Origin of the sequence: Haloarcula sp. CGMCC 1.2071 (assembly GCF_037078445.1) — an archaeon.
Lineage (GTDB): Archaea > Halobacteriota > Halobacteria > Halobacteriales > Haloarculaceae > Haloarcula > Haloarcula amylolytica.
Genome location: NZ_JAYMGY010000015.1, coordinates 39,294 through 52,414 on the forward strand (window position 1 = coordinate 39,294; position 13,121 = coordinate 52,414).

At 60.7% G+C, this 13,121-nt stretch carries 6 protein-coding genes and 2 pseudogenes; 6 read left to right on the plus strand and 2 right to left on the minus strand.

Annotated elements, in window-relative coordinates; genetic code table 11:
- Positions 1-66: 66 nt before the first annotated feature.
- The 5 genes from VI234_RS18360 (at position 67) to VI234_RS18380 (ending at position 10,213) form a co-directional block, all read left to right on the plus strand.
- On the plus strand, positions 67-909 hold the full coding sequence (locus VI234_RS18360) for a DUF1819 family protein (protein ID WP_151148302.1): 843 nt from the start codon (positions 67-69) through the stop codon (positions 907-909).
- Entirely contained in the window at positions 906-4,589 is a 3,684-nt protein-coding gene (locus VI234_RS18365; protein WP_008308279.1) for a hypothetical protein, read from the plus strand. Before VI234_RS18360 ends, VI234_RS18365 begins: the two co-directional genes overlap by 4 nt.
- Positions 4,586-5,167: a BREX protein BrxB domain-containing protein gene (locus VI234_RS18370; RefSeq protein WP_336330856.1), complete on the plus strand. Its 582-nt coding sequence runs from the start codon at positions 4,586-4,588 to the stop codon at positions 5,165-5,167. The genes VI234_RS18365 and VI234_RS18370 overlap by 4 nt, the downstream gene beginning before the upstream one ends.
- The gene (locus tag VI234_RS18375) at positions 5,164-9,006 is read left to right on the plus strand and encodes a hypothetical protein (RefSeq protein WP_336330857.1); all 3,843 of its coding nucleotides are present in this window, start codon (positions 5,164-5,166) and stop codon (positions 9,004-9,006) included. The genes VI234_RS18370 and VI234_RS18375 overlap by 4 nt, the downstream gene beginning before the upstream one ends.
- 163 nt (positions 9,007-9,169) lie before the next feature.
- Positions 9,170-10,213, plus strand: a complete 1,044-nt coding sequence (locus VI234_RS18380) for a hypothetical protein (RefSeq protein WP_336330858.1) — start codon at positions 9,170-9,172, stop codon at positions 10,211-10,213.
- A gap of 119 nt (positions 10,214-10,332) precedes the next feature.
- Here VI234_RS18380 and VI234_RS18385 read toward each other — a convergent pair whose 3' ends face one another.
- Positions 10,333-10,584 carry a hypothetical protein gene (locus VI234_RS18385; protein ID WP_336330859.1) on the minus strand — a complete coding sequence of 84 codons (252 nt, stop codon included), beginning with the start codon at positions 10,582-10,584 and terminating at the stop codon, positions 10,333-10,335.
- 151 nt (positions 10,585-10,735) lie between these two features.
- Between VI234_RS18385 and pglX the strand changes: the two are divergent.
- Positions 10,736-12,997, plus strand: a pseudogene (pglX, locus tag VI234_RS18390) (BREX-5 system adenine-specific DNA-methyltransferase PglX); the annotation flags it as partial.
- A 31-nt stretch (positions 12,998-13,028) separates the two neighbouring features.
- On the opposite strand, the pseudogene VI234_RS18395 reads toward pglX, so the two are convergent.
- A pseudogene (locus VI234_RS18395) lies at positions 13,029-13,121 on the minus strand (IS1595 family transposase); the annotation flags it as partial.

Sequence of the window (13,121 nt, forward strand, 5' to 3'; positions counted from 1 at the left end):
GTTACCGGACGCCTCCGATTCGGTTTTCCCTATCAACTAAGTGGTGTGGCCGGTTCGAGATGATATATGACTCTCCGCACCGACGGGAGGGGTGTTTCTCTACCGTCGCTCGACTCGACATTTTCTGACGACGAAGTGACGATGGTTCTTACTAGATGCGGGCTTCTCGTTGACAGAGCGGAGACGCTCGCTCGACTGTACGCCCACCATCGGGACTGGACGGTTGTCGAAGAGAAGTGGATCGAAGAGCGATTCGACGAGCGCAGCACGCGTGGGAGTTCGAAGGGCATTTACCGAGCTCTCAGTTCGCGGTTCAAGACCGCTGGCAGCGAACTTCCCTCTATTGTCCAGCTCCCCTCTGTACTCGACCGGTGTGAGACGGTGCGTGACAAAGCGCAGGTGTTGTATTTCTATTTGCTGGAAGACGACCCCCTCGTGAAGTACACGGTGCATCGATACGTCGACCGCCTGCAGGAGTCCGGTGTCGACGGGCTGGGCTTCGAGCAGGAGACGATAGAGCGCCTCCTGAGCGAGTTCCATTACGAGGACGGGAGCGAGTTTGACTATGCTGAATCGACGACGCGCCGGTGGGGAGAGGGGCTCCGGTCGGTGCTGCGCGATATCGGTGTTCTCGACACACAACAGACCTTGCAGGGACAGATCCCAAACCTCGGGTCGACGCCGTTACTCGTCGCATCAGGCTACTCGTGGGAGATCCACGGCGACGACTGGCTCTCCCAGCCGACCGGCTGGCTCTACCTCTTCCAGTCGGACCAGTACTGGGACGCCCTGGCCGAACGCGTGAGCGACGATCCGAACTGGGAAGGGAGCGGGATTCACGGTGAGTTGCGGCTCCAGCCGGTCGATGACACGTACGGCTGGGCTGAACCGTGGGAGGGCGAAGTGTGACGGACGAGGGCTGGTTCGCTGCCGACGTCGGGAGCGATTTCGAGGAGTCCGTGCGCATCGACCGCGAAGACGACGGTCGGGATCATCGGCTGGAATCGATCGACACCTACCACGTAACGGAGGAGTCCGAGGAGTTCATATCCGACTTCTTCTCGCGGCTACTCGGTCGGTCCGAGGATATGCGGTCGGGCGCGAACTACTGGCTCTACGGGTACTACGGGAGCGGAAAGAGCCACCTCCTCAGCGTGCTCCGCGGACTTCTTGACAGCGAATGGCTGCGACAGCGAGACGATGTCTGGGAACGGCTACCCGACGGTCGGTCGCTAGAGACGCTCGAGTCAACGTGGTCATCGATTCACGAGGAATACGAGGTCATTCCGGTCTCGGTGAACCTCCTGAAGCATCAGGGCCAGAAGAAACTGAGCTTCAGCGAGATCGTCCTCCGAAGCGCCCACACATCGGAACGACTCACTGGTGCAGAGGGAGGGCTCTCCTCGCAACTCGACGTTGCCTTCTTCGAGGACTGGTACCGGACGACCGACGCGTGGGACGACCGGACCGCCAACACCCACACGGCACTCCGGGGTACGGTTGACAGCCCCGAGAAGTACAACTGGGAGGACGTGCAGCAGTACAACGCTCTAGCCGATGCCGTTCTCCCGACACTCTTCGAGCAGGAGACCGGCACGGCGGATGGTCTAGACGACCTGATGCCGTCGGATCTCGACCCGCAGGCGATGGTCGAGCGCCTCGAACAGTTGCGGAGCGATCGCGAATCGGAACTCGGCCGCCCGGTCAAACTCGTGCTGTTGCTCGACGAGGTCAGTCTCTTCATCGGGACGGATTTCGACCGCCTCACCGAGTTGCAGACGCTCGCGGAGAGCGTCGACGAGACCGGCGACGGCGACATCCAACTGGTGGCGACAGCACAGGCCAAAATCGAGGACGTCCAGCCGCAGTTCGCGGCTCGCGGGGCCGACTTCAGCATCGTCAAGGACCGGTTCCCGCATCGGTTTGGCCTGCCGAGCCGACACGTCGGCGAAATATCGACGCAACGGCTACTCAAAAAGTCGGAAGCCGGGAGGGAGGACACGGAGCGCGTCCTCGACCGTACCAGCAACGAGCCCGAGACACTGCTCGTGTACTCCGGTATCGAACAGAACACCGAACCGCCGCTCGACAACATCGATCGCGAGCGTCTCATCGAGTTCTATCCGTTCCTCCCGTATCAGCCACCGCTGTTTCTCGAAATTCTCTCGAACCTCCGGCAGGAGGCCCACGATCCGGCGAAGTCGATTTTCTCGGGAACCGCACGGGCGATTCTGGCCCTCGTTCACGGCCTCCTGCAAGAGTGGCTAGAGGCCGGCGACGAGACTCACGTCATTTCGCTTGTCGACTTCTACGACCTCATCGAGCCGGAACTCGATGACATTACGCCACAGGACGTGGGAGTCATCGAGGAGATCGAGGAACAACACGAGGCAGGCGAACTGGAGGAGATCGACGTGGCTGTCGCGAAGGCCGTGTTGCTCCTCCAGCACATCCCGGACACGATTCCGATGTCCGAGCGGAATCTCGCAGTCGCCGTGTTGAGCGACCTCGACGGCCCGACTCAGTTCCAGATGGAGAACCGCGTCGAGGACTCGCTCCAGCGGCTTCGGAAATTCATCCGTCCGACGCACGACGAAACCGGGCCGAAGTACGCGTTCACGCATCCGGAAGAGCGCGAGATCATCGAAGCCGCAGAGCGGAACCTCGACAACCCGGACTGGCAGTCCATCATCGAAGCCGTGGACGGGTATCTCTGGGAGGACATCGTGCGCGACCTCTCGCTCCCGACGTCGGCCGAGTACGGAGAGACTGGCGAGCAGTACCCCGTTCGCTACGGGTTCAGTATCGACGGGATAGAACTCGATACGACCGTCGACGCTGCGGACGCACTCGATGTCGAGGTCGCCGTCAGAGGTATTTCACCTGCGGCGACAGACGTCGACCACGACGGCGACCCGCTCGAATGGACGATCGGTCAAGACGGGCTCGACGACCTCCGAGATAGCCTCGTCGAGTGGTGGTCGCTCAGAGATGCCGTCGGAGACCACACGCTCCCACAGTCTGTCGAACGGGATCTCTCCGATCGCGCGGCTCGCGTTCAGAGCAAGCTCGTCGGGGCTCTCAAGAGTGGGGCATTCGACGTCAAGGATCGCGGCGATCAGATCGGGGGCATGGGCTCGGGAGTCGAGGAGTATCTCGACGTCACCTATCCCGACGACTTCCATCCCGTAATGTTGCAGGTCGGCGACGAACACTTACAGGAGCTCCGGGGGCTCTCCGCCCAGGACCCGCTCCCTGCGTGGGCCCGGCAGATCGATGTCGCGACGGAAGACCCCGAAACGCACGGCGGGTCGATCCAGAACAACGTACGCGCCTTCACCGGCCGACAGTTGAAGCAACGCGGCGGGAACCTCGCGATGGCGACGATCCTCGACGGCATCGTGAAGAAGAAGCCGATCTACGAGGACGCTCGCCCCGCGCTGTGTGCGATTATCTGGGGGCTCTGCCGGAAGGGGGACTTCCTGCCCGTCGACGAAACGGGCGACTCCCTCGAACTCGACGCCGTCATCGACCTGAACAAACTGACGACGACGCGTCTCAAGATTTCGGGGAGTGGCGGTGTCCGAGGGATTCTCCGCGAGGGCGGCTTCATCGACTCGACGGAGACCATACCGGACGGAATCGTCAGGCTCCAGTCCGCGAACGACACGCTCGCGGGCCGACTCGGGAGTCTCGTAGAAGACGTCACACTGGTCGCCGAGAGTGACATCCAAACGCGCGCCGTTCGCACCCTCATCGAGTCGTTCGCGGAGGCGCTCGAAGCCGAGCAGCAGAGCGCTATCGACCGAAGAGAGGCCGTCAAGTCACGCGATACCGACTGGGCGGCAGTCGTCGAAGCAACCAACGACGCACAGGGATGGTACGACGACGCCGAGGAGGTGTGGAGTTTGCGCCTGCCCGCGCTCACACGAATCGACGCGCAGCTAACGCTCGCCCAGCAGTCGTACGACTGGCTGACCGAGGAGTGTGACACGGCCAGCCAGACGCTCCGTGGGAGTATCGACGGCTACGGGGGCGAGTGGTGGACACACGATGGGTGGGATCGGTTCAACGACGCCCAAACCACCGCACCAGCGCTCGACGACGCGATCGGGACCGCGTGGGACTCGTTCCGAGAAGAAACCGGGGTCGATGCGTTCGTCGACGAGTTACAGGCGCATCCGTGGATCCAGCCCCTGAGCGAGTTCGAATCGAACGTTCGGCCGGCTTTCGAGAGTGAATACATCACACCGCTCCGCCGCGCCGCATCGTGGTACGCTGACGTCTCGAACGCAGTGTCGACGGTGACTGGCGGAACGACCAACGCCGAAGCTGACGACTTCATTCGAGCGACGAACACACTCCTCGACAGCGACCCTCTCGCCGTGGTTACCGGTAGCGACATCGGCGAGTTACGAGCGACGTTCGAAGAGCTACAGACACTCGTTGGGGAGCAGTCTCCCGCGGACGTCACGGCGATCGGGGTGCTCCCGTCGGATCGCGGATCGCTTGACTCCGAACTGGAACGGCTCGTCGAACACCACGACCTCAGTGTCGAACGGACTGAGACGGGGGTGGTCATCCGATGACGACCAACCGTCCCTTCCGGGACTTCACGGACCGGGTCGCACAGTTCGCCGACGGGCGACGGGGCATCCGAAACCCGTTCGTCATCGTTCCCGTCCAGCCGAAGTACGAGCGACGCGTCGCCGAACGGCTCACCGAGTGGGCGACGAACCCGCATCGAACCGAGGAGTTCCCGGACGACGGGACCGTCCAGATCCTCCGGTTAGACGAGGCGTTCGTCGAAACAGAAGTCTTCGAACTCGCAGTTGACCTCGGGAAGCACAGCCAACCAGCGACGATCACCGAGACGATGCAAGACCGGCTAGCGGCAGAACTGGTCGGGATTATGCTCGATAGGATCGAGGCACCGGGCGAGCAGCGACACGTCGTTCTCCTCACGCATCTCGGCAGCCTCTACTCGTTCACGCGTGCGTCGGAGCTCCTCGACGAACTCGACCGTCGCAACGTCCAGTCCACTATCGGTATTCCGTTCCCCGGAGATATCGTCGGTGGGAAGCTGAGTTTCTTCGGCGAGGAATCGCGTAACTACTACCCGGCCCACCAGATCGAAGGCCGGGTTGAGGGGGTGCATCTCCAATGAGCGACACACATATTCACGACATCTTCCAGCAATCACCGACTCGCGAACTCGAAGAGGTCCAGAAGGTAAACGCCAGAGCGCAGGCCGAAAACGACGTCCGCGAGTTCTACGAGACCGACAGCGCTCGCGACGTGCTCACCACGCTGGGGGACCTCGTCGACAAGTATCCACACGAGCAACCGCGTTTCCTCTACATCTCCGCGACGTTCGGGTCGGGGAAGACACACCTCCTGAAACTCATCGGGTTCGCCGCCGATACCGAATCGGAGTTCACCGACCTCGGCGAAGAGCTGGCGAACAGGTGGCCGGGGTTCCAGTCGTTCCGACAGAGCGTCGCTGACTCGCACGTCGACCGGCTGAAACCCGTGTTCCTGAACCTCCTCAACCGGGACGCAGCACAGGAGCCGCCGCTCCCGTATCTCATCTACGAGGCGATCGGCCGCGAACTCGGCTATCCGACTGATCCGAACTGGCTGCTCGAGTGGGCGTGGCAGCTCGACATGAACCACGGTGACTGCTGGGAGCGGCTACAGCAAGTCGAGCACGACGGACAGACGTTCGAGGATGTGTACGACGAGCGGGCGTCGCTACGGAGCTGGCTCTACGACGCCGTTCCGACGCTCGATGACTCACCGTTCGCGTCTCGGGCGGAGGTCAAGCAGTCGATCGACGACGCCATCGCGGAGGTCGATCCCGACGAGTTCGATCCCGAGGAGCTCGTCGACCGCGTCGAAGCGGCGCAAGCGTCGGTGAGCACGCCGGAGACCGAGACGGAGTTGCTGATCGGGCTCGACGAGGTGGCGCTGTTCATCGGCGATGGCCGCCATCGCTACAGGGAGTTCCAGGAGACGATGGAAGCGCTGACCGAGCTCGGCGTCGGGCCCAATCCCCCGGTCATCGGGACTGGACAGTATCCGATCGAGCGTATCCACGGCGAGTTCGACGATACGGAAGTCACGGAGCAACCGTGGTACGGTGCCCAGGAACCGTTGGAGGGTGCCGACACCGAAATCATCGTTCGGAAACGGTGGCTGCAGAAGGATGTCGAGGGCGGACAGGCCGTCGAGACCGCGCTCCGGGAGATGCCCGACCTGACACTCGACGCATACACAGATATCGCCGGGGCCGATCCGGACGCGGTCGAGTCGTACCCGTTCCGGGAGTACGACCTCGGGTTGCTCCGGACGGTGATTCAGCAACTGATGCCGCGTGGACGCGTGACTGAAGAGGAGTACGTGCAGGGTCGGGCGTTGCTCATCCTCGTCCGCTCGCTGTTCACGCGGTTCGAGTGGGGCGACAAGCGGGTCGGTGCTCTCGTCACATGGGACGAACTGTACGACCTGCTGGTCGAGGAGACGACGTACGTCCCGCTCTGGGTACAGGAGATGGTCGAGAACAAACTCGTCCCATCGGCCGGCGGCGACGAGAACGCGTTCTCAGTTCGGGTGGCAAAGGCGCTGTACCTGCTGAATCAGGTTCGGTCCGCGGTGCCGTCGACGCCGGCGAACCTCGCCCGACTGATGGTCACGTCGACCGACGAGTCGTTCGAGTCCGTCCGGGACGATGTCGAATCGGCGCTGTCTGCCCTCCTCAAGGATCGGAAAGTACTGACGGAGACGAACGACCGCGGCGACGAGGAGTACCTGCTGGTCTCCGAGGAACAGGAGGACATCCTGACGCGGGCGAAGACTCGCGCACAGCAGATTCCGTCGCATCGGCTGTCGGCCAAGTTGGAGAACTCCATCCGAGAGGGAAGCGATCGCCTGCTCTCTGCTGGCAGTCGACACGAGGTGGATTTCCAGGGAGAGCGCAAAGTCCCGCTCCGGTTCGGCTACTCCGTCCTGGATCCGATCGAGCAAGCACCGACGCCGGAGTTCGACGCTGTTCGTGTTCGGCTGGTCGCGAACCGCGACGCCGAGATCAGCGACCAGGTTGCTGCGTGGCAGGCAACAAACGAGGGGTGTGACGGTGGTGAGCATATCCTCGTCGCCGTCAGTTTACAGCAATCGACAATCGACCGCCTGCGGGACGTGATGGGGATGCAGGAAGTGCTCTCGGAAGAGACGGACACGTATCCGGACCTGGAGTCCGATCACCGCGACGAACAGCGGGCACTCGAATCGACGATTCGCGAGCAGCTCGAAGAAGCGGACGTCTACGTCCGGACGGGCGGGACGAGAGGGCGGTACGAGGACGCATTCGAGCAGGTCGTTCAAACGGAAGTTCAGTCCGTGTTCAGCGGAACGCGGTTCGTCCTGACGAACGGTATCACGGAAGTCGACGACGCCAAGCGGATGGCACAGTTCTTCCGCGGTGTCGCCGACTGGCCGCTCACGAGCGAGGACGCTGTCACGCTCGGGGTAGATACAGACCGCGCCGAACTCGCCGACGGCCGGTGTCAGGAATTCCTCGACGAGTACGCGGACACCCAGTCGCTTCGTGCGGAAGACGTGCTTACCCAGACTGTCCAGCGTGGCGGCGCGTATCGCGGGACGCCCCAGGAGTCGATCTCGGCACTGCTGATCACGCTCGCAACGGCCAACGAGATCGCACTCCGGCGGGACGACGAGTACATTACCGAACCGGAGGAGATCGGCCGAGCGGTCAGAAACAAGACGAACCTGACCGAGGTACAGATCCGCTTCGAGTCGATAGGCAAGATCGATCCAGAGCAGATTCGGGACACCGTCGAGACGCTGATCGGCGAGGAGCCGGACGGGACCGACCCCGACGCGTGGCTCTCCGCGTTAGCCGAGTGGGGTGACGAGAACAGCGTGCTGGTGAAACGCGTCCTGCGAGGCGTCAGCAGGGAGTTCGGCGACGGCGCTTCGCTGGACGAACTCGAAACGGCGCTCCAGCCTGCACTCGGGGGCGGATCGCTCGAAACGGATGCGTTCGCGTCCGAGACGGTCGAACGGCAGTCCGAGCGGTTCGCTCGGGCCAGCGGGCTCTTCCAGCCGAGCGAAGACGGCCAGTCCCTCTGGGAGCAGTTCAGCCAGCGGACAGTGGAGATGAAGCGGCGCTACCCCGGTCCGGACATTACGGGGGAGATGCAAGCAGTCATCGGCGGGGACGAAGTGCCAGATGCCGACCGGCTTCGAGCACTACTCGAAGAAGCTGACACGCACAGGCGTACCGTCGTCCGTGCGCAGTACGAACGCATCACGGGCGGACCGCCGACGGACGAGGAGCCCGAGAGCGTGGTGTCCAGTCTCGCGACGTGGCTCTACGCTCACGATGGGAGCAGTAAGGAAATTGCCGACCGCGTCGCCGTCGAATTCGACGGCGTAACCATCGACGACCTCTACGATCTCTTCGAGACGGCGTGGCGGGGTGACTCGTTCTCCGAGGAAGCCCTCGTCGACCCGACGGTCGTCCAGCAGGCCAAGCGGTACGAGCGGGCACGGCGGCTCCTCGAAGCATCCGGTGGCGAGGCCTCGCTCTGGTCGCAACTCCGCGACGCGTCGAAACGACTCGCCGAAGACCATCCGAATCACCCAGTCACGGCCGACGTGAGCGAGATGCTCAGTCGGTCGCAGCCGCCGAGTGTCGACGATGTAGAGCAACTCCTCGATGCGGCGGAGAACCCGTTCACGGTCGACGAGCGGCTCGCGGAACTCGCCGCGGACCTGCAGTCCGAGCACCCCGACCACGACATCACCGACGAGATTGTCGATGCAGCAGCGGGTACCCGCTCGCCGAGTGAGGAACGGGTGGGGGAACTGATCGAAGAAGCTGAACAGGTGCTTGCGGGCGTGGACGAGCAGTTGCGGCGGATTCAGGAGACGATGGATGACCTACCGGATGGCGCTGTCGTGTTGATCCAGTCGCTCGACTGACGCCCCGGTGTTGCAAAACACCGAACTCATTTATGTTCAATTCGTAATTACGCAACATAGAGACGTTATCACGGTTGAAACGACGTGCTTGTCCGAAATCGCACTCATCGTTTACTGGTGGCTCCAAAGGATTATCATGCGTCTGTGATACTATCTCGACATCATGCTTAGAGTCGGAGACGAAGAAGACGTTTCCACATTAGAGACAGTCTCCCTGAAAGACGAGGGGTTTCGTGAGGATGACCTCCGAGAGTGGATCATCAATAGTCCCGAGAGCATCCTCGGAGAGGATTTTCGACTCATCGGTCGGGAGGTCTCGGTGAAGCAAATCGGGGACGGCATCGATCTTCTCGCCATCGACCGGGACGCTAATGTAGTCGCCATCGAACTCAAACGAGGCGCGTTGAAGCCAAAAGTCGATTTTCAGGGGCTCAAGTACGCCGCCTACACCTCGCACTGGGATTACTCCAAACTCCGCGACCAGTTCGAGAAGTTCAAGTCGACGTCATGGGGTCGGACGCTCTACGAAGAGGAAACCACGTTCACCGAGGTACTCGACGAGTTCTGCAACGAGGACTACACGCTTAATCAGGATCAGCGAATCGTCTTCGTCGGTGAGTCCGTCCGCGAGCGGCTGGACATCGTGCTCCGGTGGCTCAGCGACAGATCGATCGACATCTCCGTCATCGAGTTCCAACTCCTCAAGGACGGCGACCGGCTGTATCTTGATGCAGAGCAGACAATCCCGACGCCGGAGCACACCGTGACGGACGTGAGTCCAGACACCTCTGACGAGCCGTGGAAGGATGACGGGCAGAGTTGGCACCTCAACGAGCGTTCAAACGAGGAAACAGCCGGTTTGCTGGAAGATGTCACATCTGCACTGCAGGAACTGGAGTTCCTCAACGGGCCGGAGTGGGGGCAGAAGCACTACGTCGCGTTCAACAAGGGCCGAAAACGTCGCATCGCGATCCGGACGAAGCGGACGCTGTTCCACATCGACCTGTACGACGTCAATACGGCGTCGCTAGACGCTGCGGAGATTGCGGATGCACTCGGGATCGATGCTGAATCGGTTGCAGTCAAAGGGGATATGCGGGGTAGTGGTCGGAGCGGAGTGCGAATTACCTGTAACCCGAATCAGAAGATCGATTTTGACGCGCTTGAATCTCAGGGTCGGGAGATACTCGACGAGACTACTGAGTGAGATAGGGACAGCAGAGGCTGCATTCCCATTCTTTTAGAACCTTGACCCAACACTGGGTCGGCTTTCGCTGTGTCGGCTTTCTGTTCACGGAAGACGCTTAGAATGCTGTGCTGTGGCAGTTAGAATCCGCTATTCTCGGCCATTTCCAGAGCTTTCATCAGCACAATAAGGATTAGCGCGACGATCGAGAAGAACCCTGCAAGCTCAAAGAGCGCCATCGGGTTCTCTACGAACCACCAGAAGATTGGTTCGAGAAACTCGATCCCGTAGAAGTCCGCAAGTATCTTCGATATCACGGCACCGAAGACGGCTATCAACAGTAGATACAGGAAGTACCGAAGCTTTCGAGGACCGGCGAAGTCATCAACCATACCTCAGCTTCCACATTTTGGCATAAATGCTTCGTGGGGGGTTACCCCCGTCGGCCTATCACCGAGTGCTAATCTAACCGCCGTCCGAGAGATCGAGGGACAATCTTCAAGACATCGCAATGGCTCTGCTTGAAACATCACGGATTCTCGTATGGACGGACAATCTACCCACCCCCGCAAGGCCCAGCTCGACAAGGAAGAACGCGAGCATCTCGAAGCCGTCGTCACCGAGATGCGCGACCGGGTCGAGGCGAACGTTCGCTACCAGCTCGAAGACGAGTACGGCCTCGACGAGAAGCCGGACACCGTCGGAGCAAGCGCCGACGAGTCCTCCCTCGCTGCCGCTCGCGAGGACGGCGACGCGTCCCTGAGCGAGACGCAGGAAAACCTGGTCGAGGCTATCGAACTCGAAGCCGCCGATGGCCACGATTGGGAGGCCGCTCACGAGCAGTATATCACGGGCGTCGGCTACACTATCGTCAACCGTCTGGCGGCGCTCCGTTGTATGGAGGTTCGGGACTTCATCGACGACGAAGTCACGTCGTTCCGCGACGACGGCCTCACGCCGGCCGCTGACCGGTTGGTTACTGAGGAATTCATGCTGGAGGAGGAAGCCGTCCTCGAAGCCTATCGGAACGAATGCGACGCCCTCGCTGATGAAATAGAGATCCTCTTCGACCGCTCGACCGCCTACAGCCTGATCGACCCCGACGACGACACCTACGAAGATCTCTGCGGAATGCTGGACGAGGTCCCCGACGAAGTCTGGCGGGCCGACGACGTGCTGGGGTGGGTCTACGAGTACTACAACCGTCCCGTTGTCGAGGCGCTCGACGCGAAGAACACGCTCGAACCGGAGGACGTGGGGCCGGCGAACCAGTTCTACACGCCCCATTGGGTCGTCCGGATGCTCACCGACAACTCGCTCGGCAAACTCTATCTCGAAGCCACGGGACAGGAGCCGGAAGTACCGGAGCTGGACGCACTCAGCCCCGAGGAGCGCAAGGAACGTTTAGTCACGCCGGAGGACAGCCCGTCCGTTCCCGAACTCTGTACGTACCTCATCCCGGACGAGGAGGCTGGCGACGCACCGGAGTTCGACCATCCGTCGGAACTGCGGGTCATCGACCCCGCTTGCGGGAGTGGGCACTTCCTCCTGTACGCATTCGACGTGCTGGAGCGCATCTGGTGGGCCGAAACCGATCTCGACCGCGCCGAGATCCCGGCGAAGGTGCTAGAGCACAACCTCTACGGCGTCGACATCGACCTGCGCTCGTGTCAGCTTTCAGCGTTCAATCTCTACTTAAAGGCTCGAACCCGCACCGAGGAGGAAGACGGCCAGTTCGAGATGCCCAGCGTCGACATCGTCTGTGCGGACGCCCGCGTGGCAGAAGTCGAGGAAGGCGCAGAAGTACTGGACGAAATCACCGGCGAAGGGTCTGATCTGCGCGAGGCGCTGGGCGAGATCATCGACACGTTCCAGCACACGGAGGCGCTCGGAAGCCTGCTCGACGTGAGCGGGACGCTTGAGGAGGTGTTCGAAAGCGGGCAGACTGGCCTCTCGGACTGGGGCGACGGGACGCACCAATCGCTGAACTCGTTCCTAAAGGCACTCCGGGAGGAAGTCGACGAGCGTTCATCAGATTCGTTCGGCGAACAGAACCTCAGGAGCTTCCTGAATCTACTGGTGGTGTTGAGCCAAGAGTATGATGTGGCACTGATGAATCCGCCGTACGGATCCCGCGGGAGAATGCCCGATGACGTGCAAGAGTACATTAGAGAGAATCTTGCCTACACTCCTGAGTACTACATTAGTTTCTTTGAAACGTGTGATAGTTTAACGTATGATGGCGGTCGTGTCGGTATGCTCGTTCCGTGGACATTTATATTCAATCGAGCATTTGAAGATTTCCGACGTGATTTCGCCGGAGAAGCCGGCCAGTTTGATTTCCTAGCCGAATTCGGATACGACATATTAGATAACGCCACGGTTGGTACAGTCGGAACGGTTGTGCAGACTAGTCAAAGCGGAAGTGATAAGGGGACATTTATTCGACTACATGATATTGAGAAAGAATCTAAAGAGCAACAATTTATAAAAGCAAGCTTTGGGTTTGACGATAACGACGGTATTCAACGCCGGTTTGAACGTGATACGTCCGAATTCAAGCAAATCCCGGGTGCACCGCTTTCATACTGGGTTCCAACAGAGCTTAGGTCGCTATACGACTCTGATGTAGTATTTGATGCATCCTATGAAGACACAAGCGATGTCGAAAGCCTAGGAACGATTAAGCAAGGACTCTCAACAGGCTACGATGATCGGTTTCTTCGGTCTTTTTGGGAGGTCAACTCTCCCGATTGGGTTCCATTCGCAAAGGGGGGTGTTGATACATGGGTTATCCCAAAAATAAGCTTCGCTCATCCGTAGCACATTGTTGATTTCACAGAGTTGCTCGAACAGCGTATTTGAGAGCATCTCGGCCGGGTTTCCGAAACAGCTCTCGGCGTAGCTGAAATGCTCTAAGATACTGTGT

Excerpts from the sequence above, each read along its gene's own strand:
- VI234_RS18360 (WP_151148302.1), top strand. The coding sequence starts at position 67 with ATGACTCTCCGCACCGACGGGAGGGGTGTTTCTCTACCGTCGCTCGAC.
- VI234_RS18370 (WP_336330856.1), top strand. The coding sequence starts at position 4,586 with ATGACGACCAACCGTCCCTTCCGGGACTTCACGGACCGGGTCGCACAG.
- VI234_RS18375 (WP_336330857.1), top strand. The coding sequence starts at position 5,164 with ATGAGCGACACACATATTCACGACATCTTCCAGCAATCACCGACTCGC.
- VI234_RS18380 (WP_336330858.1), top strand. The coding sequence starts at position 9,170 with ATGCTTAGAGTCGGAGACGAAGAAGACGTTTCCACATTAGAGACAGTC.
- VI234_RS18385 (WP_336330859.1), bottom strand. The coding sequence starts at position 10,584 with ATGGTTGATGACTTCGCCGGTCCTCGAAAGCTTCGGTACTTCCTGTAT.